Below are 25,063 nucleotides of genomic sequence, written 5' to 3'. Positions count from 1 at the left end.
AGGAAGGTGTTTTTATGAAAAAAAGAATGTTATCCATTCTCTTCTTAGCGATAGTATTGACTGGCTGTGGTTCTACCACCAACCAGTCACAGGTGAACAATGACAACGTCCCCACCAATGCACAAATCACTCCCCCGCAAAAACAAACCGAAACGAGTCAAAGTGGCGATGATGAGCAAAACAACAACGAGCAAACAGATTTTGATCGTGCTAATGATTTACTTGATCAAGCAGATGAGTCTGGGATTCTTGTGTCTATGAATGGTGATCAATTTGAACTAGAGATCACAAAATTTTATCAAAAAAATGAAGATGATGAGATCTATGATATGGCAGTCTCCTCTGACGAAAAATTAAGCTTTACTATTACCAGTGAGACTGAGATTACAGCCGTTATTTATAATGCACAAACTCAAAACTCTCGAATCGTTGAAGGCTCAAGAGCAGACTTACAGCTTGAAAGATCCGTCAATCTTTATGGTCAACAAGTTGGCGATACCTTTATTGCCACCAAAGTCATCGTCATGCAAGTCAATTAGATAGCTAGAAAAGCTGGTTGATTAGAAAAGAAAAAACTAAATGTACCACCCTTATACTTTAAAATCACACACCAATCTATCTTGATTGATACTTCGTTCCTATCCAATTGTTTAGAGAATGATATGATCCCAGTTTTCTAAGTTTTTCAACAAAAAAATGCGGGTAGAAAACAAGACTGTTTTCTACCCGCACTAAGTATTAAAGAACTACTTTTTAGAAACACTACAAGCTTCTATGCTCTCTTTTTTTACACATCAGCATATCATTTACTGTTTTGCTTGATCAATGGAGATATTATGCAGATTTTCAACTAAGGTGCGATGTTCACGAGGTCCGGTCGACTCTGGTGCTTGATCGAGCTGTTCAATCAAATTTAATTCTTCTTCTGTTAATCGGAAATCAAAAATGGCGATATTTTGCTTCATACGATCCACATGGACAGACTTAGGGATCGTGATGATCCCTAGTTGTGTTTGCCAACGTAGGATGATTTGTGGGACAGTTTTATGGTATTTTTCAGCTAATTCCTTTAAAACTAGTTCATCAAAGATCCCATCTTTTCCTTGGTTGAAGGGACTCCACGCTTCAGTCACGACATCAAAATGAGTGGCTGTTTCTCTTTGTTGTTTTTGTTGACGGTATGGATGTTGTTCGATTTGGTTGATCACTGGCTTGATCCGATGATTCAAAATCAAATCAGTCAAACGACCGGTTGAAAAATTAGAGACTCCGATTGCCTTTACTTTTCCTGCATCATAGAGTTCTTCCATGACACGCCATGCGCCATAATAATCATTGTAAGGCTGATGGATCAAGAAAATATCAATATAGTCTACCCCTAATTTTTGTAAAGAACGTTCGTACGCTTTGTATGCGCCCTCGTAAGAAGCATCAGTGACCCATAACTTGGTTGTAATAGTGATCTCTTCTCTTGGAATCCCACTTTTTTTGATTGCCCGACCAACGGCTTCTTCATTGTAATAAACAGCCGCAGTATCAATCAGGCGATAGCCAGCATTCAGCGCTTCTAAAACGACTTGCTCACATTCTTCTTGATCCCAGATTTGAAAGACACCAAATCCAAGTACAGGAATTGTCAATCCGTTGTTCAAGGTCCGTGTTTCCATCATTGATTTTCTCTCCAAACTCCACGTTATTTCGTCAATTCAGCAACGACTTTTTCTCCTAATAAATGTGCAGACTGTGGGTTTTGTCCTGTTAATAAACGCCCATCTGTATGAACAACTTCAGTAAAAGCTTTCCCTGCCTGATAATCGGCCCCTTTTTCCTTCAATGAATCTTCGGTCAGGAATGGTACGTTATTCGTTGTTCCATTTAATTCCTCTTCTTCATTACTAAAGCCAGTCACTTTACGTCCAGCTAAAATGGACTGTCCGTTTTCATCAACAACAGGTAATAAGCCTACGACACCATGACAAACCGCTGATACGATCCCATTATTTTTGTAGATCGCAGAACCAATCTCTGCTAATCTTTCTGATCCGGGGAAATCCCACATCGTTCCATGTCCACCGGCATAATAAATCGCTGTATACTCTGTTGGGTCCACTTCATCCGGACGTAACGTTTGCCCTAACGCACGATTACGAAAGTCTTCATCTTGGTAATAGGTCCAATCCACTTGGTCCATATCTACTATACTTTTTGGTTCCAATGGTACGTATCCGCCATTCGGGCTAACAAAATCAGCTTCGATCTTGTTTTTGACTAATACATCATAAAAATGAGTCAATTCACTTAACCATAAACCTGTTGGACGCTCGATACTGTCGTATTTTTCTACATTTGTCAAAACAATCAAAACTTTCATTTTTTCAGCTTCTTTCTTATATATTGATGGTTGATCCATAGCGTTGATTAAGAAAATTATACAACGGACTTGGTAAATACAAGTCTTTGTATGCTTCAGAAAAAGGTTTCGTCACAAATTCAGCATCTCGACCTTCTAATAATTTGACCGCCCATTCAGGATCTACCAACATTTGTTGACCTACTGCTACGAGTTCCGCATGAGCTAACACAGACTCGACATCTTCGCGGTTACGGACATTCCCGACACCTACTAACGGGATTTTCCCTTGAATCGCTTCGTGGACATATTCAAGAATTGATTTTTCGTTGTAGGTCTCAGAACGAGCCACACGATCATATGTGTTCAATGAAACATGCAGATAGTCTAATTTCGTTTCACGTAATTGTTCCATCAACCAAATCGTTTCTTCAAAACGGATACCTGGTGTTTCAAATTCTTCTGGTGAAAAACGATAGCCAACAATAAATGGTTTGGTTGCGTGTGTTTCAACTGCTTGGAAGACAGATTTCAATAATTCTTCAATAAAATGATAACGTTTCTCTAAAGAACCACCCCATTGGTCTTCTCTACGGTTCGAATGAGGAGAAAAGAATTGTTGGATCAAGTAAGTATTCGCACCATGTAATTCTACTCCGTCAAATCCTGCTTCAATGGCTCTGCGTGTTGCTTCTCCAAATGCTTGGATCGTTTCACTAACTTCTTCATCACTTAATGCCCGAGGTGTTTCGGCATCTGGACGTTCTGCCGGAATCGCACTAGCAGATACTGTTTGTTCTCCTGATAATGTCGCACGGCTTGTCATACGACCGCCATGGAAGATCTGCACGATTGCCTTGGCGCCTTCGCCTTGAATGGCTTGTGCTAACTCGCTTAGACGAGGAAGCATTTCATCATGGGCGATACTCAATTCCCCTGGCCAACCTTTACCGATGTCTTGCACATTTGCTGCACCAGTGATCACTGCTCCTAATCCTTTTGAGCGTTGTGCATAGTATTCGATCTCGTCTTTTGTGATTACCCCATTAAAAAAGCTAAGTTCTGTAGTCATTGGTGATAGCATCAACCGATTTTTCAGCTCACTACCTGATGGAAATGTGATTGATTCATTGAATTTTGCCATTCTTCTTCCTCCAATATGACGAATGTCACTTATTTTTTCTCGTATTTATTTAACCATACGATTAGTTGTACATGCAACTGTTATGTTTAAAAAATTTTATTTTTTTTGTAATTTATTGGTCGCTTCATTCAGCTCTTGAGAAAGCCGCTCGCTCTCGGCAGCACCTAAAACAACTTTATATGCGTGGTGCAACTCATCCCAACTACTGTCGATCTCTTTGACAAATTCACGACCTTCATCAGTTAAAAATACCAAAGATAACCGTCCTTCTGTAACCGTTTTGACATAGCCTTTATATTCTAACTTTTCTACAAAACGTGCAATCGTTGAAGGCGCTGAATACAACATCTGCGCGATATCTTTTTGAGGAATACCGTTTTTTTCTTTCAAAATCAGTAAGATAAATCCATAAGTAGGTGCAAGTCCCGTTTTCTTGAAAGCTTCATCAGCTAATTTATTCAATACTCGATCGAGCTTCTTCACACTAAAAAAAAGACATTCTTCTAACGAACGTTCAATTGATTTCCCCATTTTTACACCTCCTGTTAGCGTACATATCATAGTATGATTTAGTTGATTTGTCAAAGAGGAGAATAGCATTCATATGTAGTTCAAATGATCATCTATAAAAATACAATGATATGTAGAAGCATCTATTCGTTTTTAGAAGGTGTAAAACAACTAAGGACAAATCCCCATTGTCGTATCTAAACATTCATATAGCATGCAATGAGCAATTCAGTTCACGCATTTAAAAACAACCCACGCTCATAATGAGATCAGACGGAAAGGATGGTTACTATTTCCCTCAAAATATCCACACTATAAACTAGTCTATGCTTAATGTTGATTCTTATTGAGTAATACGAATTCCTACTAGTTTTTTCATACGGTGCCAGTGACTGAAAAGGATTCTTTCGAATGACCTTGAGTCATTCATCAAACTGCTTATGTAACCCAGCTCCCTTAAGTTTAGTAAGATCTTTTTCGTAATTTTTTTTATTTCTATAATGTATCCCAATCAATCTCATCTAACTCTTCCGTTTCTTCCTCTTCGTATTGCTTAATCTGATTGAGCACCCCTGTATTTTGTAAATAGAGCGTTTCCTGAATTGCATTCCAATCTGATTTACTTATGATTACTACACTTTCCTCTTCACATTTAGAATGGATGATTTCAACCGGTTAATTGTCTGCCACAGCATGCCTAATCAAGCTATATAAATGATTACGAGCCTTCGTTTCCATCTCTATTCACGCCCTTCTTTATTGCTAAGTATAACGTACATACAAGCGTGCACCAATAATCATAAACCTGATAAATTTCATCTTATATCTCTTGTTAACATAGCCTTTATCATTTGATTTCATTGACTGATCATAAAGAAGAGAACATAGCTTTTTATTCAATATCTCCAAGCCTAAAAAAAATACAACACTAGGCTCGAGACATTAGGTAGCTTGCACACCTAAAACCAAATGAACGGTGTTCCAGAAATAAGTGTGAAATATAAAAAATGAAAAGAAAAATTTCCGATACTTCACACTTATTTCTCGGAGCTGAGCAATTCTATCACTCATCACCCAATTTTCACTACAAATGCTTCATAAGGACGTAATTCGATTTCTCCTACAGGTACTTCTCGATCATAGTTGGCAATGATTAGTTCCGTTGCTTCTTGCGGAATAGTCCATTCATGTGTTTGCTCGGATAAGTTACAGACGATCAACCAACGTTCTTCATTTAGTGTACGATAATAAGCAAAGACCTCAACTGGCGTTTCTGTCAACAATTCATATTCTCCCCAAACGATGATCTCATTGTGTTTGCGTAACTCGATCAAGCGTTTGTACGTATAGAAAATCGAAGAGGAATCTGCGACTGCTTGTTCCGCGTTGATGGTTTTGTAGTTTGGATTGACGGATAGCCAGGGCATTCCTGTCGTAAATCCACCATGTGCTGTTTCATCCCACTGCATTGGTGTACGTGCATTGTCACGTCCTTTGGCATTGATAGACTGCAAGATCTCTTCTTTATGATAGCCAGCTGCAAGTCGTTCGTGATACATATTGATCGTTTCGATATCTTTTGCTTCTGAGATTTCCCGGATTGGCGCATTTGTCATGCCTAGTTCTTCCCCTTGATAAATATAAGGAGTCCCTTTCATCATGTGTAGTAAAATAGCAAACATTTTTGCACTTTCTACACGATATTCCTGATCATTCCCCCAACGTGAAACAATTCTCGGTAAATCATGATTATTCCAAAACAAACTGTTCCAACCTTCATCACCTAACGCTGTCTGCCATTTTGACAAAACTTTTTTCAGTTCAGAAACATCTAAAGCTTTTAGATCCCATTTATCCTTACCTTCTTGTTGGTCCAAACTCATATGTTCAAATTGGAAGATCATGGATAGTTCATTTCTTTTAGGGTCTGAATAAAGCTTCGCGATTTCTGTCGTTGCGCCCCAAGTTTCACCTACCGTCATCAAATCTTTGTCGCCAAAGGTTGCTTGATTCATTTCTTGTAGGTATTCGTGAAGCCGAGGTCCATTATTGGTGATTTCTTGATCGGGTAGTTTGCCGATCGTATCGATGACATCCATGCGGAACCCGCCAATTCCTTTATCGATCCAAAAATTCATCATGTCATAGACTTCTTGTCTGACTAGCTCATTCTCCCAATTCAAATCGGGTTGTTTCTTGCTGTATAGATGCAAATAATATTGACCAGTCGCATCATCAAATTCCCAAGCAGGTCCACTAAAAATCGAACGTAATGTATTAGGCACATCACCATTTACTGGATCACGCCAGATATAATAATCTCGATATGGATTGTCTTTGCTTTTTCGTGATTCGATAAACCATGGATGTTCATCAGAAGTGTGATTGACGACTAAATCCAAAATGATTTTGATGCCTGATTTCTTCGCTTCCTCAATCAGTTCGTCCATTTCAGCCATCGTCCCAAACTCAGCCATGATTGCTTCATAATCGCTGATGTCATAACCATTATCATCATTTGGGGATTCATAGACTGGGGAAAGCCAGATCGTATTGATTCCTAGATAGGTTAAATAATCTAATCTTGAAATAATCCCTCTTAAATCACCGATTCCATCTCCATTCGTATCTTGAAAACTACGTGGATACACTTGATATACCACTGATTGATGCCACCATTTTTTCTCCATATGATCCTCCATTTGTTTTGTCCTATTCTCAAAGAATTGTAACGCTTACAAAAGCAAGAGTAAACAGGCAGAAACATGTTACCGATAACATTAAAATCCAGGATTTAGAAATAAAACAGCGCGTGGGGAAAGTTTCAATTCATGGAGTATGCCTGAAAACAGAAACCATCGATTGAAATAAGTAGAATTTGCTATCCACATGTCCGTTTAGAGTGTACCCTAAATAGACATTAGCCAAGCATTGAAAAATCTCGATTTCTAATGTATGATTAGGGTGTATTTTAAACGATTCAAGAAAGTAGGTAAAAAATTGAAAGTTGCATATATTAGAGTCTCTTCTCTTGATCAAAATGAACAACGCCAAATTGAAGAAATGAAACAATTTGGAGCAGAAAAAATTTTTATTGAAAAACAATCTGGAGCCACAATTTCAGAACGGCCAATTTTTCAAAAGGCTTTAGATTTTGTACGTGAACAAGATACTTTTATTGTAGAAGCAATTGATCGATTAGGGAGAGATTATGATGAAATTATTGCTTCAGTTAATTACCTAAAAAATAATAACATCCGACTGATCATTACTAGTCTACCTATCATGGCGCAAGCAATTGGAGATCCACTCCTGGATAAATTCATTAAAGACTTAATCATTCAAATATTGGCCATGATTGCCGAACAGGAACGTAAAGAATCCAAACGACGCCAGGCACAAGGAATTAAGATTGCAAAAGCGAATGGTGTTTACAAAGGACGTCCTAAGTTATATAGCGCAGATACAAAAGATCCCCAACGTCGCCTTGTTTATAAAAGCATCGTTGAGGATCTTGAGAATGGCGTTGCTATTTCTAAGATTGCAAAAGACTACAATATTACTAGACAAACAGTTTATAGAATTAAAAATGAAATCAACAATAAGAATGCCTATATAAAGATAAATAATCATTGACCAATTAAAAAACTCTTACCAAAGTAAGAGCCTACGCATTTAAGTTATTCAAATCAGGAAGTGCTGTGGTGAATTTAATAGTACCTTTTTTAACGGGTAGCACTTAATTCAGATAGCTACTAAATTTTTGTAATTGATCACCGTTTTTTCTGAAGTAGCGGTTACTTTGTCCATGCTTAAAGTGACAACTGCCGAATTATTTAGCAGAGTTACGATGGTTCCGATGACTTGTTTCTTGTTATGTTTAAATGACACCTGTTGATTTTCTTTAAAAGCCAAGCCTTCGATAGATGATTCTATTGGTTTCCACTTTCCAAAACTCATAATAATCTCCCCTTTTTAAGTATTAAAAAAACCGTCTCAAGCAATTGAGACGGTTGAACAAATCATTTATGCTGTGCAAATGTTAACGGCTTGCATGCCACGTTGACCTTCTTCAGTATCAAAGGTGACTGCTTGACCTTCATCAAGAGACTTGTAGCCATCTGCTTGAATCGCAGAAAAATGAGCAAAGACATCTTGGCCATTCTCTCCGGTGATAAAACCAAAACCTTTATCTGCATTAAACCATTTTACTGTACCATTATTCATACTATTTCCTCCTTGTGCATCACTACGTATGCGTTTTGTTGCAATAAATATTTGATAAGCAAAAGGAGAGTATAAATGGAAGCATAGCACTCTTAATACGTTTCAAAGTATATCACTATATTCAGTATACCATACAACTGGGTGGTATACTAATTTTATAAAAATTTGGTCATTTTCTGTACGCTCTGGAAATAAAAAATGAATAGGCTCTTTAAAAAATATCTTGTAAATAAATATTTTTATCACATTTTTTTAAGGTTCAACATTTTCTCTAATGAATTCATAAATACTTGGTTTAAAGCGAACGGCCATATTTTCACCACTAACAGCACCAAAATGAATTCCGATTACTTCATTTTGATTATTGAACACTGGTGATCCTGAATTCCCGCCAAAAGTACTAGCATTGTAATAAATTCGATTCGTTGTTTCAGTCGTAGATACGCCTTTGCTCTCCCACATGGTAGCCCATGGTTTATCTCCTGGATAACCAATAACTCTGATAGGTGTTCCAACTGTAGTAGTGGGATTATTTATATATTTAGCTGGAGTTACAACGTCACCGATATTCTGTCCCTCTGTATTAGGTTTTAAATAAACGATAGCTAAATCTTGTCCATCTGGACTATATTTGATTTCTTCTCCATAGAATGTTCCTTTATACTCAGTATTAGAAACTCGAGCTGCATTTACTTTTATATTAGCGGGATCTCCATTATTTGCAGCATTTGCAACGTGTCTGTTAGTCAGGATAGCATTTTTCCCTACTACCACACCAGATCCTTGAGTAGCATTATTCACATAAATAAAACATACTGACTGATAAGGTTCCACTGAAGCATCTATTATTTGAGTTCTATCATTATTAGGCAGTATCGCTTTTATATGCAAATTGGTTTCGTCTGCTCTTACAATAGGACTTAAACTGATAAAGTTTATAAAAAATAGGATTAACAAAAGGTTCCACATTCTAAACTTTCTATTCTGCATAACTACTTTCTCCTTTAAAAATATTTTATAATTACTATCTTTTCCGATCAAATATACTAAGCAACTGTTTTAGTTTTTATCTCCCTTAAATAATATAGGCTTCAACTTTTAACTAATAATATCCTCCTATATTTTATATATAACACATTGTGAAATAAAGCACATAAAATAGAGTAATATTTCGTCTATTTTTTTGTGTAAGGATTTCGTATAGTTTTCGATAATCAATATAGCCATTGAGAATGCTTTATATTTTTCAACAAAAGGAAAATATTAGGTACTGATATTACAAAATTAAAAAAATTTGAAAAACGAGTCTTGAAGAAACAACCATTCACTTCACCCTCATCTAAGTCAGCTTTTCCAGTTCTTGAATATAATCCACAAGCAATCGATCCATCATACTACATTGAAAATCATGGAATGTTTCGGGTCCATACTGCGATTGTACCCACATAGTTCTTTAAAGTAGGTGGAGTATTCACTTTCAACGATTCGAAGGATTTCCACATCTGAACAGTGATCAAAGTCGATCAGATCTACTACTAGACTCATCTTGGCATCGATTCCTAAGATCTCCGGCAATAGTTTCCAAAAATTCTCCTGACAGATCTGACTTACTAAGGTTTCCAATCGTTGGATCTGGGTGTTTAAATAGACCTTTAGGTCTTCACTTGCTCGTTTTTCTGCCTCTTCAAAGGTACTTTAAAAGCCCTCCAGATACGCTTCTTTTGTAAAAAATGTAGGCATTGTTTTTTCCTTCCTTCTTTTAAAATGTTTCATGATCGATCAGTGGATTCAACTGATGCTTGACTCTTGCCCAATCTTGCGCCGTAGGAATACTGCCCATAAGAACATAATCCGTGTCAAGAGCGTAATCCAAAAGGTACGGTCGATAGTTCGTTACAATCAAATCAACGTGTGCATCATTTAAATGTTCCGGCGTCAATTCCTGAAGCGGCATAAACAACAGCTTATGATATTCCCCTAATAGTACACGTGCCTGCATTCGGATGGATTGAACCACTAAGTAGTCACCTTCTAATAAAAATAAAACTTTTTTGACCGGTTGGTAATAGTGGAACAATAAGTTCATATATGCCGTAAAACTCACCACGATATCTTCAAAATATTGACCAGAAAAACTGAGTACTCGGGCATGTTTTAAGAGAAATTGTTTATGGGCTTCATAAATCTGTTTATCGCTTTTCTTTACCATCCAATGGATTTCTTCTAGCTCTTTGTTCAACACTGGACTCACTGCTTCATTCATCAAGCGCGAAATGAAAAAAGAGGTCATAAACGGTTCTAAAGTATCCGTATCCCATTGTTCAAAGAAAGGATCAGAAAGATAATCTGACACGATGAATTGAAGATCCTTCCAGCGGTTGAATCGTTGGTTAAAAGTTTGTTCTTGGTCCACACGATGGATCGTCCGTTTGGAAATAATCGATAAATGGATCCAAGCGAATTCTTCCTTTGATAGATAGATCTCGTATTCATCTTTGATTCTTTCTTGTAAAGAATAAAGCAACTGAAAATCTTTTTCCTGATAAATGCTTACTTTTACCCATTCAGGTAAGGACATAAAATGGTTTTGATGAACTCGGACCATTGCGATATAAAGCTGGTAATAAAAGGCTGAAATCGTGATTCCCGTACCCAATTCATACTTTCCCAATTTGCCAGACAGTTCGTTCAAGACCAACGTATGTAAGTCTTCTGGCGGACGGATTGTATACGGAGTTTGTTCACTGCTATAATAAAAATCAAAAAAGAACTTTCGGATATTGGCTTCTTCCCCTAAAAAATTGACTGGGTTAAAAGCCAACGTTAACTCATACTCAGCTAATACCGGTCGGATTCTTAATAAAAACCTTCGTAAAGTACTCTCTGCATAACTGTGCTGGTGAGCCAAGTCAGCCACTGTAAAATCTTTTCCCCAAAAAACATTTCCCACGATTTCAAATAACACTTCGTTTTCCAACAGTTGTTCTTTTTTCTCTTGGTAGTCCCTACGATTTCGTTCTTCAAAATAATACCCACTATAATTCGAACGTAATTCGATGCTTGTGCCAAAATGGTTTTTGAATGCTTGAATATCTTTTATCAAGGTACGTTGTGAAATAGCCAGTCGTTCACTCAGCTCTCCAATCGTAAAACGCCGTTCTTGTTCCATCACACTTAACACCTGCATCCATCGCTTGACCTCTGCGCTTGTAATAAACGCCATCTGAAACTCACGCAATTTTTTTCCCCCTCACTTTTTCAAATATTTCCCTCTCATGCTCGTTCACTCATCTTGACTCAGAAAATGCAGAGAGCACTTCATCGATTTTCTCCTTGCTAGGTACATAGGGAAGTTCAATCGTTTCACGAGCGTTTCTAGCTTGTGGTTGATTCACGATTTGTACATGACGTACTAGTCCCAGTGGATTCATTTGGGCAGCTTCCACCACCTGTAGGCCAGATTTTTTTAAAATCGTTTCAACTTCCTGTTTGATCCATCGTGTCAAAGCACGTGGTCCTACTAGCTGATAGGAAACATAAATCGTCTGGCTATATTTTTTCTTCTCAGCTAAAAAACGTTTCATGAGTACTTCTAAAGGAGACGGTTTATCACTGTTTGCATACGGCACTTGTTCTGGTGCTTCAAGTGTAGGTAGCTGGAAAAAGGCCTCCATTAAAAAAAGGAGTGTTTCGAAAAAACCATAAGTCAGACCTTCGGTAACTCATACTCACTCGCAGGTGAAAATGTGCGGGTAAATGCCTGTTGTGTCAAAGGGTTCAAAAATTGACTCTCATCTAACGAGAGAAGAAACAACGCAGCTTTTTCTGGTCCTGGCAGAAACACACTCACCTGTTGATCCAAAGCCTGGATTAGAGTTGTTTGGGCTTGTTTATGTGCCACTTGTTCTTGTAAGCAATGTCCTTGGTCGACTCGTTGCTTAGCTAGTTTCAGCCATTGATTAAACAAGGTTTGATCTAGGTGCCAAGGTCCGTCTTGAATCGCCACTTTCTCCTGATGTAGGTCCTGAATATGTTCTGAAAGAAACCTAGGATACAATGGTAAGGTGAAATAAAAATCATAAAGGAATTGGCGAATCCCCGCTTCTTCGCCCCATAATTGATTGGTTTTAGATTCAATTTTTATCCCATAGTAGGTCGTTAATAACGTTTGAAGCTGCCGTTTCATCCGTTGGAAGCTTGCACTCGACACATCAAGATACGCCATCCACTGTTGATTGTCTAAACACTTTCCCGCAGCCAATTGATCCACAAAAAGAAAAAGTTTCTCTTCATTTAGTAACGCTTGTTTCTCCTCATAATACCCTTTAGGGTTCAGAAAGGAAAAGTGATAGCCCTTCTCATCGCCGATCAAATGGATCCGCTCACCAAAATAGTCCTTGATCACCTTTATATCCTCAATAATCGTCCGTCGCCCAAACCCAGTCTGTTTAGCTAAGGTTTGTGCGGTAACATGTTCCTCTTCTTCTAACGTCGCCAATAAGAGCAGCCAACGTTTCGTCTTATCTGCCATGACTAAATGATCAAATAAAATGTGCATATTTTTTTCTGTCCTTTCTATGAAGAAAAAGAAAAGAGCCGCAGCCCTTTTCTTTCTTGTGACTAATTATCGGGAACTACACTTAGTTCCCAGGTGAGTGTTGTTTCATAGGTGCTTGCTCTTGGATTCGCGGTTGGAGGAACTTCAAGTGCCACGCTTTCGCTTGCACTTTCACCGTCACCAAACCGATAGATCCAGGTACCTGCTCCTTGGCCATCGAGCGCGGTCAGAAGTTTAGTCTTTTCTCCTGGAATTAAGGTAACACCGTCTTGATTATACAACATCGGTTCATCACTTCCGTGAATAGACTCCAATTGTTGGTTAGTGAAAGACAAACGTGCCCCTCTTAGTTCATTTTCCTGTAGATCCGTAAATTGACTGTTTTGCGTAACTGCTAATTGCCAGCCGTGACGTTCCTCTTCTGGCCGTCGATCACTGATCTGGATATAGTTTGGTCGCTCTTCAGCCTCATTGACGGTTCCATCCGGATTTAACAAGCGTTGCGGTTGCGCATAATATCGCTTCGTTCGCGTAGAAATTGCTTGTTGGCCAAATGTGAATCGAGAAGCAAAATCTATGCTTAACAAGCCTTGGTCTTCTTCGAGCTCAGGTTTATTCTCTGGATCGACTTCTATTTCTGGATTCATCGGATCTACCGGTGAAACAGGACCAAGATTCCCAACCGTTAAAATCGTCGCTGGTTCAAATGTCACATCATGAAACAGTAACTCGGTTGCCGGATTGATATTACCTCGATCATTATTTGTTTCAGGTGGAGAAACGACCTCTGCGGCCTTTGCGGATCCTGCATTATCCCGTAAAAAGATTTGAATTTCATCGTCTTCTTGTAGTACGAGTTCGCTTATATCAAGTGTGAATCTGCCCTCATCGTTGATAGTGGCATCTGATGTATCAAAGGGTTGCCCATTATGCGTTGCGGTTACTTCAGCTTCTTTATTTTCTGAAATCCCTTGGATGGTTTTACTATTTTCACCAATGATAGAAGATGAGAATTTCGCAGGTGCCGGAGGGACGATTGGAAAGACTTCCACAGTATCTGTTAAGATCTGGTGGTCAAAATCTTCGGTCAGTTCGCCACTGGTTAATTCTACGTGACTGATTCGAACTTTTGATCCTGCTTCAAGGGGTTCAGGTAAGGTGATTTCAAAAAGCCCACCACGTGGGTCTTCTCCGTAGATACTGATCCCTGGTGATTCGTCTGAATGACCGACGGTCTTGGCTGTATACTCTTGTGTGCGTCCTGATGGAGATTCTACTTCGACTGTCACAATCGCTTCATCATCCCACGCTGGACGACTATCATCTAGTCCTACAGGAAGACTCACGCGCCCATAGATTTTCTTATCAGCATTGGTTGGTACTCTCAGCTCATCTGCGATAGCCCAGCGCCCATTATTACTACTTAATCGACTATAAGCAGTTAACCCTGTGTTTCCAAACACGTCCGTATTTAGTTGTGTGGGGTCACTTGTCTCTCTTAACGTATTAAAATTTGTTCCGGTAAACGAATAATCAATACTTCGGAAGTCTAAATTTGGGTCTCCATTCAAATCAGCGCCTTTTCGCCAAACAGATAAATCACTATTTATTGCGTTTAATGTCGATCCACTACTAGCATTAAATATATTCCCACCACCAACGCGAGTATTTCTAAAGTCCATAAATAACGGATTATCAAAATCAACAGTTAAATTTCCAGCATTGAAAATTCCTGCCGCATCTGTAGCTGTTCGTCCTTGAGCAATGAAAGTGGCGCCGTCTCGTGCTTCAATTTGCCCCGCCTGACTTTCCATATCAATCGCTGCACCGTTGTCCGCAATAATTTGAACTTTAGAACCAACACCATCAACTACAAAAGAATTACCCCCGGTCCTAGGATAATGTACCCCTTGATTGGCCAAACCAGAGGACGTATCTTGATCTATAGGTGTACCATTCCCAGGATTATAGATGAAAAATTGCCCTCCGTTCCTAACTAAAATATGATTATTACCACCATACATACGAATACCTGGTGTTCTTCCTCCAGATTTACTTATGTTCATTTTTGCATTGTCTATTGTAAACTGATAGCCTCCTGCACGTATAAAACGTAAGACAGCGACAGCTCCATTCTGCGATTCATTGGTACTTCCTGCAGTTAAATTTAATTCGGACTGCTTTAACAGGTTAAATTGGCCATTTGAGCTAAGCAAACCTAACGCAGAGGCACGATTTGCATGGACGTTCATTTTTGCGCCTTCCGTCAATCTAACTTCAGCATTAGGATTTGCAGCTCCTGAAGTAGTACTAGCGCTAGCAGCACCTAGATAAACCGCTGCATTGGTTTCACCGGCACTGACATTACTAATTACTTCCATCTTTGATTCAGACCCACTCATTTGTAATAATGCACGTGCGCCATGTATTGTTATACTGTTCGCATTATCTGATGTTGCATTTACTTGAGCACCATTTTCTATAGCAAGAACTGAATCTGCTCCTGCTAACCAAATATTCCTACCAGAGCTGGCTGCTTCAAAAACAGCATCAGAGCGATCAAGTAAGACTGTGCTATTGGCCCCAACCATATGAATATTGTGTCCAGAGCTTCCGTTCGCCTCCCACTGGCTCTTTGAGATGGCTAATTTATTAGTAGTTCCTGTTGCAGCATAACCTACACCACTCCCCCCTAGCTTCAAACTTATATCACTAGAATCAACAAGTGTAGTAGAATTATTCCCGGTCAGCGCTATGCCACGCCGATTACCAGAAGTAATATCAATGGCAATACTCGCTCCGTCTGTTATATTTAGTTCTGGTTCATTTCCTCTGAGATGAACGGCATTATTGGCTGTGGCAGACCCTGCACCAGGTCCACTGGTAGCGGTTATTGCTAATTTTGAACCATCTTCTAAGTCTATCTTAGGTCTTGCATTATTATTCCCAACTTGAATATTTTCTAGTGTTCCTGTTCCACCTCCAGAAATGTTGAAAATACTATTCTTTTTTAAAGAAAGTAACGCATCCGTTCCTTCCAAAATCATACCTTGAGAAGCACCTGTATCTGTCATTTCAATACTACTATCATTTAGTAATACTTGTGGCGTTGTTCCTTCTAAATAAACTCCACGGCCGGTTGTAGCTGACATTGACAGTTGGGTCTGTTCCAATGATAATTGAGGGTTGCCGCCGTTCAAATGCAATCGTTGTCCGGTGGTACTTATTAAACTCCCTATAGACCCCACATAGTTGACTTTAGGCGATACACCTGTCAAGGCAAGTGTGGTCCCTGTTTCAGAACGAATATCAGTATGACTATTCATTACAGAAAATATTGGCTCATCCCCTGATAGATTTATGGCTGACTGTGTGGCTGAGGTCACAGATAATTTCGAATCATTCACAATTACCTGGGGATTATTTCCGGATAGATGTAACCCTCTTTTGGCTGCAGTACTTGTCGTAGTCAAGTTACTTTTATCAAGAACGGTGATTTTCGGTCCTGTTCCAGTCATAGCAATCGTATTATTTCTTATATTAGTAGGAGTAGCAGTCGTTCCTACTGTATTGATCGTTAAATCCCCACCAGATTGGAGTGCAATCTCCGCATTTTCTCCTCTAAAATCAATCGTATTTGCCACACCTGAAGTCGTAGTAATTGCTAAATTTGCACCGTTCTCGATTGTTAGTTTAGGTTCGGAAATTGTCGCTGCTGCTAGAAAGATCGTGGCATTCCCACGACTGATCGTTACTTTCGCTTGATTGATTGCTTTGACTTCTTTTGCTTCAATGAAAGTTTGCGTAGAGCTTGTGCGTGTAAAGTTATTCGTGCCACCTGTAAATTGAACCGTACCTTTTGGAATTGATGCTAGTCGCATCGTATTGGCATTGACTTCTGCTACATCTTCTATTTCTAGTGTCCAATTGTGGCTAACCTCTGTTGTTGCATTGACTAAAGGTGTATCGCCGGTTTTTGTAACTGTTGCGTCCTCTATCCGAAAGGTCATTGGTTCACTCACTTCTGCTAATTGAAAATAAAAACTATTGTTACCAAAAGTCAGCGTATGTCCGTTTCCTTGTATCTTGATTGGTCGGTCGATCGTCATTATATTGGCTGTATTTTCAGTTAAATTTGCTTGAGCAGAGATAATGCTGACTTCAGGATTTGCGATAGCCTCTCTGAATGCAGCCATTGTTGAGACTTCTTCTGTATTTCCATCAAAGACCGCCTGTTTGAATGTTTCGTTCTCAGAAGGAGTAGCTTCCTCTTTCGATTCTTCGGTTGCTACAGGCGCTTCTTTTTCTTCTGATTGTTCAGTCGTATTTGGATATTGCTCATGTTCTTCATTTGATTCATTAGATGAATCCTGATTCATTTCTGGTTGATCTTCAGTCTCCGTTTCTTCCTTTTCCGATATTTCAAGTGTCGCAGTTACGTCTTCGACGGACACATCATAATTACCTTCAGATTTAAATACCACTGGAAGCACAAACGTTTGTTGTACACGCTCCGCTTGAATCACCCATTCATCTGATTCTTCTTGGTTTACGGTAACTCCAGCTTGTAACTGATCTTTTACCAGCTGCGCTTCCTTTGGAAGGGTAATTCTTGCCTCTGACACCTCTTGATCTGAAACAAATGTCACCTTCAATGGCTCTTCAACCGTTCCTTGAAGGTGAGAGCGAGGAAAGGAAAAGCGAGGATTGCCTTCTTCTTCCACTTCTAGATAGTTTTTTATGGATGGAAGTTCCAATTGTTCTTCTTCCTGTACTTGCCCCCCTACCTTTCTATCCGTGGTTTCCGCATAGACGATGCCTACTGGCAGGAGGAATGCATGCAGAACAAGAATCATCGTCCCTAAAATGAGCATTCCTTTTTTCATTAGCTTTCTCATGGAATCCTCCTCTCTATACTTCTTTTTCGTTTTCACGTGCTTTTTTCTTTTGCCACATCAGGTAAAGCACAAGTCCAAGCATTAAAATAAGCAAAATAATCGCACCGATCATCCACCAATTGACACCAGAATCAATCATTACGTCTTCTCGATTTAACTTGCGGGCTTCTTCGGCTTCAATTGTAAATTCACGCGTCCATGACCATTCATTCTCTCCAGATGTAGCTGTTAATTCTAGGACATAGTTCCCACTTCGAAAACGGTCGCCTTCTAAAGAAATCGGGAAGTTGAAATTAGAATTTGGGGCCATCTGCATCATTTCTTTCTCCGCCTTATAGAGAACCTCGTTCTCCCCTACTCGTTTTACGGTCGCTTCCACCGCCAATTGATTGACAAAAGTGGGCGTAAAGTTTTGTAACGTGGCGCTGATCACATTGCGGTAGTTCAATTGATCTGCAAACACATCTAATAGTTCCAACTCCGGTTGCACCGAGTCTCGAGTATTACTAACGACCACACCAACCACATGGGCAAACTCATTCTTGATAGCTACGCCTTCTCCTCCTGGGGCATCGCTATCTTCCTCTTCTTTTACTTCGGCGATTCGTAAGCCGCCGGCTAAATACCCTTCAAAGGCGTCTTTAGGCATTTGCAGAGGAATTTCTATAACCTTTGTTTCATTTCCAGCTAAAGCAATGACCTCCGAAGGAGTCATCAGCTCATCCAAGGAGTGGATTAAGGATGGATCCGCTTCTTCAACATCTTTGCCATACTCGACATTCCCCAAAGTATTAGTATAAGCTGTATGCGGTGTCACCTGAACGTTGATTGGTTCTGAACTGGAATTTCCGACTTCTAGTCGCAAAGTCTCTTTTTGTCCAGGAGGGAGTAATAACTCATAGTATCCTTTACTTTCATCCACTTGGCTCTCTGGAAAAAGAGGGGTAACGTACGTATTTAAACTCGTTTCCTCGGCCTGGACCGCCTGCGGCAAGAAAAAGAAGAGCGCTATAAGCAACCATAGACTTTTTTGTATCGTTTGTTTGTGTATCATTTGTCATAATCCTTTCTAAAAAAGCAGCGTCACAGAAATCTGTAACGCTGCCAGTGACTAATGGAACATGGAAATAGGAATGGTTTACTTCTTAAACCGCATCAGGTTCCTCATTATCTGGTGTTAGTTCTAATTCCCATGTCAATGTAGAGGTATACGTTACTGCATCTTTGGCAGTCGAGCCAGGAACAAACAATTGGATCGCCTTATTTTCAACGACATCTACCCCATCTTCTACTTGTTTTGCGAGCGCATCATGATCTCCCCAAACAACGGAAGAAGTTCCGCCACCCTTTTGGTTAGCAGCTGTCATGACCGGCACGGCCTCTTCACTTGGAATCAACTCTAAACCACTTGTGTGAATCGTCGGTTCCTGATTTGCATCATTCACACTGTAACGAAGGGAAGGATCGAATAACGTGATTTTGGCGCCTTTTAACACACTATTTAGGGTATCTGTTTTTGCTTGAAATTCACTTAAACTCACGCTCAGTTCCCATCCTTCATTCGTTCCACGGGTGTCTTGAACTTGTGCCATACTGACATAAGGAATCATATTTTCCTCGCCTGTTGTTCCGGCTTTCTGTTGCATTTCCGCAATCATGTTGTAATGTTCATCAGCAGTTGAGATAACTTTCGTTCCAAAGTTCATTGTTGGAACTGTTGCAATCGTTAGTGGTCCTGTACCAGGAATTGGTGGGATCGTCACATCTGGACCTTCAGGATCAGGTTCTACTACTGTGTCTTCAATATTTGGAGTGAAGGTGACCTGACCGGTCGTTGTTGTTTTACGTACTTCTTTTGACTCTTGGTTTTCCTCTTCAGCGAAAGCCTGTACACCTCCTGCGAAGATCGTGGTTGATAATGCGGCTACAGTTGCTAAACGAATAAATTTCATACTTAAATTCCTGCTTTCTTTTAATTAATTTTCTTGTGTTTCTTTTCTTTTTTTATTCCCTACGACTAATAAAACACCTGCCACTAAGAAACTTCCAATCCATAGCCCAAGTGAGCTACCGGTCATATTGGTTTTTGGCAAAGTTCCTCCTGGCTTTTGTGGGCTGGTGCTGGGAGGTGGATCTGGTGGACCGATTGGTTCATAAGTTCCTGTAAACCCAATAGATCCTTCTGACTCGACGGATTGGACCTGTGTACCATACACCTGCAGGGGAAATTGTATCGCTATTATTAGGGACATTAGACCAATCATAAGACCAATAGTTTTTCGCATCTTCCCTCCTCCTTTAACATCTATCTCAAAAACGATCGTTTTTTAGAATAACGAATACTTATGTATGCTAAGTCATCGTAACGCCAATTTAACAACATTGCTTTAGACATCTGACAAGTTCAGATGTCTATATTGCTGTACACCCAAAAACGATGGTTTCTAATACGTTTTAGTGAATAAACAAGGCTTAACCTTTAGCCTTCCTTATACTCATTATCTTATAACAATTTATATAAGGTTGAAAATCACAATTTTCACCTCGTTATGCATATCTAGAAAATAACCAAAAAAAAACAAATGAAATCATTGATTCATCAGAATGAATGGGAGAAAATAATTAGTACTCAAAAAAAAATAAAAGGTAAGGATCAAAAATATTTAAGTTTTTTGATCCTTATCTTTTATTTTTCTTGCTCAACTTTGATGTCATTTTCTAATTTAAGTGTTTAAAAGCGAAATAGAAAGTCCAACAGGGTATACTCTGTTGGACCTATCTAAATTCCAAAATGAAACAAAACGAAAGAGACACAATCTGATTATGTCACATTTATAACTTCGATATATTTCCATGTTCTATCATTACAATTATATTATTATTGAGACAATCGCTTTTTTATCTCTTTAGAATATACTCATAAATATCTTGATGAGCATAATTAAGTGAACAGCTGAAATAACTATGAAATAAGCAAGTTAAAAAGGATCAAAACTAAAAATTTTCTGATCTTCTTTGTAAATTAATGATAGTTTATTTCTATCTACCTAATCTTTTTTCTGCTTCCCTGTAGACTTCTTTTTTGTTCTGTTTGGCGATCGCTACAATTTCAATTATTTTAATCCGTAAGTTAGACTGTTTGAATATCACTCGCAAACCTATTTTTTTATGTTTCATTTTTTTACAATCGGCCATTTTTCCTCTAAGAGGTTTTCATTTGATTTTTAAGAATGTCAATAAACCTTTATTTAATCTTCTACTCTCAGTTTTGTTTGATCTTGGATCATTACTTGTTCTTTACGTTATTTATAGTATACTAAAATATAGAAATAGCTTTCTCTTATTATTCATATACTTTTTTTAATCTGAATAAAAAGCAAAAAATTATCATTCTATGGAAAATATGGAGAATTTAATTGTAAAGCACATACGTAATGGTTATATACAGTAAGTTATAAAATGATACTTTTACTTCTATGTTAACTATAAGATGCCATAATAAATAAAAGGATGAATATTTATGAAAAAAATTCTAAATATTAACGTCTATGAAGCAACTTTAAAAAGATTTGAGTATATTTTTTCAAAATTTGATCATATTGTCATTGCTTTTTCTGGAGGGAAAGATTCCGGTTTATTACTAGAACTACTCTATCACTATTACAAAAAACAGCGATGTACACAAACTGTTTCAGTTTATCACATTGATTATGAAGGCGGATACAGTAAAACAATAGACTATGTAAACCACTGTATGGGCAAATACTCTGAGTTTAAGTATTATCATATTTGTTTGCCAATAACTGCATCTTGTGGCGTCTCAATGTATCAAGCTAGTTGGATGCCCTGGGATCCGCAACAAAGAGAAATTTGGGTCAATCAACCTCCTAATAATGCAATTACCTTAGAAAACCATGAATTTGATTTTTTTCAGATTGGCATGAAGGATTATATTTTTCAACAGAAGCTAAGTAAATGGTTGCATGAGAAAGAAGCAGCAAAACGGACTGCTGTTTTAATTGGTATGCGAGCACAAGAAAGCTTGCACCGTTATCATACTGTTACAAGAACAAATACTGAAACAATGTTTGGAACGGTTAAGTATAGTAAGCGGGTATATCATAATATTTTTAATTTTTATCCTTTGTATGATTGGAGGACTGAAGATGTTTGGATAGCTTATGGACGGTTCGGATGGGAATATAATAAAATTTATGATTTGTATTACTATGCTGGAGTGCCATTGCATGATATGCGCGTAGCTAATCCATTTCATGACTGCGGGGTTCATGCACTAAAGCTTTATAGAGCAATTGAACCTGATACTTGGGGTAATTTATTGGGTCGCGTAAATGGTGCAAATTTTGCAGCTATTTATGGTGGAACCAAAGCTGTTGGATTTCGAAATGTTTTGCTTCCAAAAGGGCACAAATGGAAAACATATGTAAATTTTCTGTTAGAAACATTACCTGATCATACACGAAGTATTTATTTAAAAAAATTTCATTCTTCTAAAAATTATTGGTTAAATACGGGAGGTGCACTCCCAAAAACTGTTGTAGAAGAATTAAAAGAAACAACTATCAAGTTTAAAGATTTAGGGAAACCAAAAAACAATAGGCGATATAAATCAGAATATCGTTGGATACGTTTTGACACATATCCAGATACTGTAGGTACAAAATTCTTTCGATTGTTACCCTCTTACAAAAGAATGTGTATAACTATTTTAAAAAATGATACATCTTGTCGATATATGGGGTTTTCTCAAACAAAAGATGAACTACAAAAACAAAAAGAGGCGATGAAACAATGGCAAGCCAAAAACACTATTTGAGTCCCATTTATAATGTGAAAAAAATTCCCATAGAAAAAATACAAGCAAACGATTATAATCCTAATGTAGTGGCACATGTAGAATTTAAATTGTTAGAGCAATCTATTTTGTTAGATGGATACACAATGCCAATTGTATGCTATTACTCATCTGAAAAAGACTATTACGAAATAGTGGATGGTTATCATCGATTTTTAGTGATGAAAAACTCAAAGGAAATATATGAGAGAGAAGGAGGATGTTTACCTGTAAGTATTATTGATAAACCCTTATCCGAAAGAGTCGCAAGTACTATTCGACATAATAGAGCTAGAGGTACACATAATATTGATTCAATGGTTGTAATAATTCAAAATTTAGTAGAAGCTGGTTTAGGTGACCAATGGATCATGACTAATTTAGGTATGGATAAAGATGAGTTATTGCGACTAAAGCAAATAAGTGGACTAGCTTCTTTGTTTAGAGATAAAGAGTTCTCCAATGCATGGGAAGAGATATAAAAATGTAGATTTTTGTACTTATTGAACTAAAAATTAGCAAAAGAAAAATTAGATATTGCAGTTCGAATATACAAAAGTGGCGAACATTCCGTTAAAGAGATTCTTGCTACCAATCAGATACCTAAAGGAACATTCTATTGTGAAATTAATCGATAGAATTTGAAAAAGTTAAAAAAACGAACCGAACAACTAACTTGATCTTCAAGTGGTTGCTCGGTTTTCTACCACTATTTTCTATAAGTATTTCCCAGTGAACCCAAAAAGAAAATAATATTGTACAAAAAAGAAGGTTTAACAGAACCTACTTTCTATTTTTTCTCATAAAGAACATATTTTACAATACTTTCCTCACGTTGCTGTACATGAACAGCAATCGGACGATAATTCCAGTGGAGCCAAGGTGTACCAAAATTATTGACATCTTCGTTCAGTTTTAGACCAGCTATCACATAATCTGTTCTTTTTTCTTCCACGTATTTGTTTTGCTGATCCATACTTTCTTGATAAACTTTGTAAGGAATATTTATATTCATAAAGTATTTAACATTTGGAACAATATCTGGTATTACCGAGAAACCATAGTCCACAAACTGATAATTTAACAAAGTTACATTCTTCTTATCTGTTAAATACTTAGCAAATTCTATCTGGGCTGGTGCGTCAGCATTGGGATTTGTATTTTCAGAATTTTTTATTTGAACCCCGGGACGATTTGTAAAGAAACGCATGTCTTTAAATGTATCATTAAAATTTATCATTAATAGAACACTCAGAACAACTATAACCGATAATATAGAATTAATTACGATAGGATTTTGTAGTTTATATCGAGTGGCTAAATCTCTCAATAATACACAGAAACCTAAAAATCCAACTAGTAATATTACTAAGTCCAGTAAAATATAATATTTTAGTGGGATACCTCCATAAAAAATAAAAAAGTTGGAACACAAAACTAAGAGTACCCATAATAGTTTAAAAAATAGTCGCTTAAAAATGGTCTTTGTAAATAATAGATAGATAGATCCTATCAATAAGATAGATAAAAGAATTTTATTAGCCCACATTAAAGTAATAAATATTCTTAAAGTACTAAAAAATCGGTTAGTTATATTTATATTATTGCCTTGGTTAACTAATTGTGGATATAATACCATATTGAATTTAAAATAAACAAAATACATGGCATATAGCGCATGATTAATCCAAAAATATAAAATGATTGGCATACTAATTAACAAAAATCCCATCGTACTACAAATGATTGCTTTAAATAATTGGTGAAAATCTTTTTTTATTAAATAATTGATCCCAAAAAAGAAGAAAAAAGCAATCCATGGACTTATTAAAGTGTATTTTATCCAAAATACACACCCCATGAATAATCCTTGGATGAAATATTGTTTCCCTTCTATTCTTTTGTCAGTGTTAGAAATAGATATGATTAAATATAAAAGACCTAAGACAAAAGGAAAGGCAAACTCCTCAGCACTATCTCCTGCGCGAAAATACTCCTTATTTAACAAAATTATTGGTGATAAAAAAGTAATAACACAAGCGATTTTCTCTGAAAAATAATAACTACAAATTTTAAAAAAGAATATCATTGAAATAGTAAATGAAATACTTTCTAATAAGTAGACTCCAAAAAAAGAAGTGGAACTCAACTTATAGCCAATTGTATGAATGACATACAAAAGGATTCCCTTTTGCTCAAATAGATCTTTATACGGTACTTGTCCATGTGCTATTCCTTTACCCACAGAGAAAAAAGCATTGGCATCTACCCAATCATTTATAAAATAGAGTGGAGAAGACTTAGAAAATATCAGCATTATCAAAAAACTAAACAAGGTAAGAAAGATATAGTATTTCCTTTCTCTTAGTCTATGATTATTTACTCTAAGCAGTATTGACATAATTCTCCTTTCAAAGCATTTTCCTTTTTACTAAACTAATTTCAATAAAAAAGAAAATATTATCTATAGTCGATTTGACAGCATATTCATTTTAGGTACAGTTATTCTTTTGACTAACGT

General features: G+C 37.5%; 20 protein-coding genes and 1 pseudogene. 4 read left to right on the top strand and 17 right to left on the bottom strand.

Features of this window, described 5'->3' with window-relative positions:
- Window positions 1–14 precede the first annotated feature (14 nt).
- Window positions 15–539, top strand: coding sequence for a hypothetical protein (locus ACH0AK_RS02135; protein ID WP_010736428.1), 525 nt, complete (start codon window positions 15–17; stop codon window positions 537–539).
- A gap of 267 nt (window positions 540–806) precedes the next feature.
- On the opposite strand, the gene ACH0AK_RS02130 is transcribed toward ACH0AK_RS02135, so the two are convergent.
- The 5 genes from ACH0AK_RS02130 to ACH0AK_RS02110 all read right to left on the bottom strand — a co-directional run bounded on the left by ACH0AK_RS02130 (window position 807) and on the right by ACH0AK_RS02110 (window position 6,694).
- The gene (locus ACH0AK_RS02130; protein ID WP_034691665.1) at window positions 807–1,667 is read right to left on the bottom strand and encodes an aldo/keto reductase; all 861 of its coding nucleotides are present in this window, start codon (window positions 1,665–1,667) and stop codon (window positions 807–809) included.
- 26 nt (window positions 1,668–1,693) lie between these two features.
- Window positions 1,694–2,371 (bottom strand): type 1 glutamine amidotransferase domain-containing protein, encoded by a 678-nt coding sequence (locus ACH0AK_RS02125; protein WP_023519036.1) that lies wholly within the window; start codon window positions 2,369–2,371, stop codon window positions 1,694–1,696.
- Between the two features lie 16 nt (window positions 2,372–2,387).
- On the bottom strand, window positions 2,388–3,494 hold the full coding sequence (locus ACH0AK_RS02120; protein ID WP_023519035.1) for an NADH-dependent flavin oxidoreductase: 1,107 nt from the start codon (window positions 3,492–3,494) through the stop codon (window positions 2,388–2,390).
- A gap of 96 nt (window positions 3,495–3,590) precedes the next feature.
- Window positions 3,591–4,025, bottom strand: coding sequence for a MarR family winged helix-turn-helix transcriptional regulator (locus tag ACH0AK_RS02115; protein WP_010736432.1), 435 nt, complete (start codon window positions 4,023–4,025; stop codon window positions 3,591–3,593).
- Window positions 4,026–5,074: 1,049 nt separating this feature from the next.
- Window positions 5,075–6,694, bottom strand: a complete 1,620-nt coding sequence (locus tag ACH0AK_RS02110) for a glycoside hydrolase family 13 protein (RefSeq protein ID WP_023519034.1) — start codon at window positions 6,692–6,694, stop codon at window positions 5,075–5,077.
- A 310-nt stretch (window positions 6,695–7,004) separates the two neighbouring features.
- Here ACH0AK_RS02110 and ACH0AK_RS02105 point away from each other — a divergent pair, with 310 nt between their 5' ends.
- A complete protein-coding gene (locus ACH0AK_RS02105) occupies window positions 7,005–7,640 on the top strand; it encodes a recombinase family protein (RefSeq protein WP_175401321.1) in 636 nt (211 codons plus the stop codon).
- Between the two features lie 108 nt (window positions 7,641–7,748).
- On the opposite strand, the gene ACH0AK_RS02100 is transcribed toward ACH0AK_RS02105, so the two are convergent.
- The 11 genes and pseudogenes from ACH0AK_RS02100 to ACH0AK_RS02050 form a co-directional block, all read right to left on the bottom strand.
- A complete protein-coding gene (locus ACH0AK_RS02100) occupies window positions 7,749–7,964 on the bottom strand; it encodes a DUF2187 family protein (protein WP_137071959.1) in 216 nt (71 codons plus the stop codon).
- Window positions 7,965–8,030: 66 nt separating this feature from the next.
- Window positions 8,031–8,231, bottom strand: coding sequence for a cold-shock protein (locus ACH0AK_RS02095; RefSeq protein WP_071868074.1), 201 nt, complete (start codon window positions 8,229–8,231; stop codon window positions 8,031–8,033).
- Window positions 8,232–8,483: 252 nt separating this feature from the next.
- Window positions 8,484–9,221, bottom strand: coding sequence for a trypsin-like serine peptidase (locus tag ACH0AK_RS02090; RefSeq protein WP_137071957.1), 738 nt, complete (start codon window positions 9,219–9,221; stop codon window positions 8,484–8,486).
- A gap of 399 nt (window positions 9,222–9,620) precedes the next feature.
- Window positions 9,621–9,893 (bottom strand): annotated as a pseudogene (locus ACH0AK_RS02085) (DUF7006 family protein); the annotation flags it as partial.
- A 97-nt stretch (window positions 9,894–9,990) separates the two neighbouring features.
- Entirely contained in the window at window positions 9,991–11,469 is a 1,479-nt protein-coding gene (locus ACH0AK_RS02080; protein WP_178946643.1) for an AcpB/EbpR/MafR family transcriptional regulator, read from the bottom strand.
- Window positions 11,470–11,518: 49 nt separating this feature from the next.
- Window positions 11,519–11,815, bottom strand: coding sequence for a hypothetical protein (locus ACH0AK_RS02075; RefSeq protein WP_232092478.1), 297 nt, complete (start codon window positions 11,813–11,815; stop codon window positions 11,519–11,521).
- Window positions 11,816–11,937: 122 nt separating this feature from the next.
- Window positions 11,938–12,789 (bottom strand): helix-turn-helix domain-containing protein, encoded by an 852-nt coding sequence (locus ACH0AK_RS02070; RefSeq protein WP_232092477.1) that lies wholly within the window; start codon window positions 12,787–12,789, stop codon window positions 11,938–11,940.
- Between the two features lie 62 nt (window positions 12,790–12,851).
- Window positions 12,852–17,687 carry a WxL domain-containing protein gene (locus ACH0AK_RS02065; RefSeq protein WP_232092476.1) on the bottom strand — a complete coding sequence of 1,612 codons (4,836 nt, stop codon included), beginning with the start codon at window positions 17,685–17,687 and terminating at the stop codon, window positions 12,852–12,854.
- 13 nt (window positions 17,688–17,700) lie between these two features.
- Window positions 17,701–18,741, bottom strand: a complete 1,041-nt coding sequence (locus ACH0AK_RS02060; protein WP_137071953.1) for a WxLIP family cell surface protein — start codon at window positions 18,739–18,741, stop codon at window positions 17,701–17,703.
- Window positions 18,742–18,832: 91 nt separating this feature from the next.
- Window positions 18,833–19,639: a WxL domain-containing protein gene (locus ACH0AK_RS02055; RefSeq protein WP_178946642.1), complete on the bottom strand. Its 807-nt coding sequence runs from the start codon at window positions 19,637–19,639 to the stop codon at window positions 18,833–18,835.
- A gap of 24 nt (window positions 19,640–19,663) precedes the next feature.
- Window positions 19,664–19,972, bottom strand: a complete 309-nt coding sequence (locus ACH0AK_RS02050; protein WP_023520670.1) for an LPXTG cell wall anchor domain-containing protein — start codon at window positions 19,970–19,972, stop codon at window positions 19,664–19,666.
- Window positions 19,973–21,207: 1,235 nt separating this feature from the next.
- Between ACH0AK_RS02050 and ACH0AK_RS02045 the strand changes: the two genes are divergently transcribed.
- Complete coding sequence (locus tag ACH0AK_RS02045; RefSeq protein ID WP_347082552.1) at window positions 21,208–22,524, top strand: DUF3440 domain-containing protein; 1,317 nt, start codon at window positions 21,208–21,210, stop codon at window positions 22,522–22,524.
- Window positions 22,500–23,024 carry an IbrB-like domain-containing protein gene (locus ACH0AK_RS02040; protein WP_347082550.1) on the top strand — a complete coding sequence of 175 codons (525 nt, stop codon included), beginning with the start codon at window positions 22,500–22,502 and terminating at the stop codon, window positions 23,022–23,024. Before ACH0AK_RS02045 ends, ACH0AK_RS02040 begins: the two co-directional genes overlap by 25 nt.
- Before the next feature lie 308 nt (window positions 23,025–23,332).
- On the opposite strand, the gene ACH0AK_RS02035 is transcribed toward ACH0AK_RS02040, so the two are convergent.
- Complete coding sequence (locus tag ACH0AK_RS02035) at window positions 23,333–24,943, bottom strand: hypothetical protein (RefSeq protein WP_347083950.1); 1,611 nt, start codon at window positions 24,941–24,943, stop codon at window positions 23,333–23,335.
- Window positions 24,944–25,063: the final 120 nt, after the last annotated feature.

This window comes from Enterococcus pernyi (genome assembly GCF_045371165.1).
Taxonomy (GTDB): domain Bacteria; phylum Bacillota; class Bacilli; order Lactobacillales; family Enterococcaceae; genus Enterococcus_B; species Enterococcus_B pernyi.
The sequence above is the reverse complement of the archived record's forward strand: the minus strand, read 5'-3'. Positions and strand labels throughout refer to the sequence as shown.

Coding starts and splice junctions, on each gene's coding strand:
- ACH0AK_RS02045 (WP_347082552.1), top strand. CDS start 21,208: ATGAAAAAAATTCTAAATATTAACGTCTATGAAGCAACTTTAAAAAGA.
- ACH0AK_RS02035 (WP_347083950.1), bottom strand. CDS start 24,943: ATGTCAATACTGCTTAGAGTAAATAATCATAGACTAAGAGAAAGGAAA.
- ACH0AK_RS02100 (WP_137071959.1), bottom strand. CDS start 7,964: ATGAGTTTTGGAAAGTGGAAACCAATAGAATCATCTATCGAAGGCTTG.
- ACH0AK_RS02065 (WP_232092476.1), bottom strand. CDS start 17,687: ATGAGAAAGCTAATGAAAAAAGGAATGCTCATTTTAGGGACGATGATT.
- ACH0AK_RS02040 (WP_347082550.1), top strand. CDS start 22,500: ATGGCAAGCCAAAAACACTATTTGAGTCCCATTTATAATGTGAAAAAA.
- ACH0AK_RS02115 (WP_010736432.1), bottom strand. CDS start 4,025: ATGGGGAAATCAATTGAACGTTCGTTAGAAGAATGTCTTTTTTTTAGT.
- ACH0AK_RS02075 (WP_232092478.1), bottom strand. CDS start 11,815: ATGAAACGTTTTTTAGCTGAGAAGAAAAAATATAGCCAGACGATTTAT.
- ACH0AK_RS02110 (WP_023519034.1), bottom strand. CDS start 6,694: ATGGAGAAAAAATGGTGGCATCAATCAGTGGTATATCAAGTGTATCCA.
- ACH0AK_RS02055 (WP_178946642.1), bottom strand. CDS start 19,639: ATGAAATTTATTCGTTTAGCAACTGTAGCCGCATTATCAACCACGATC.
- ACH0AK_RS02095 (WP_071868074.1), bottom strand. CDS start 8,231: ATGAATAATGGTACAGTAAAATGGTTTAATGCAGATAAAGGTTTTGGT.
- ACH0AK_RS02130 (WP_034691665.1), bottom strand. CDS start 1,667: ATGGAAACACGGACCTTGAACAACGGATTGACAATTCCTGTACTTGGA.
- ACH0AK_RS02060 (WP_137071953.1), bottom strand. CDS start 18,741: ATGATACACAAACAAACGATACAAAAAAGTCTATGGTTGCTTATAGCG.
- ACH0AK_RS02070 (WP_232092477.1), bottom strand. CDS start 12,789: ATGCACATTTTATTTGATCATTTAGTCATGGCAGATAAGACGAAACGT.
- ACH0AK_RS02050 (WP_023520670.1), bottom strand. CDS start 19,972: ATGCGAAAAACTATTGGTCTTATGATTGGTCTAATGTCCCTAATAATA.
- ACH0AK_RS02135 (WP_010736428.1), top strand. CDS start 15: ATGAAAAAAAGAATGTTATCCATTCTCTTCTTAGCGATAGTATTGACT.
- ACH0AK_RS02120 (WP_023519035.1), bottom strand. CDS start 3,494: ATGGCAAAATTCAATGAATCAATCACATTTCCATCAGGTAGTGAGCTG.
- ACH0AK_RS02090 (WP_137071957.1), bottom strand. CDS start 9,221: ATGCAGAATAGAAAGTTTAGAATGTGGAACCTTTTGTTAATCCTATTT.
- ACH0AK_RS02125 (WP_023519036.1), bottom strand. CDS start 2,371: ATGAAAGTTTTGATTGTTTTGACAAATGTAGAAAAATACGACAGTATC.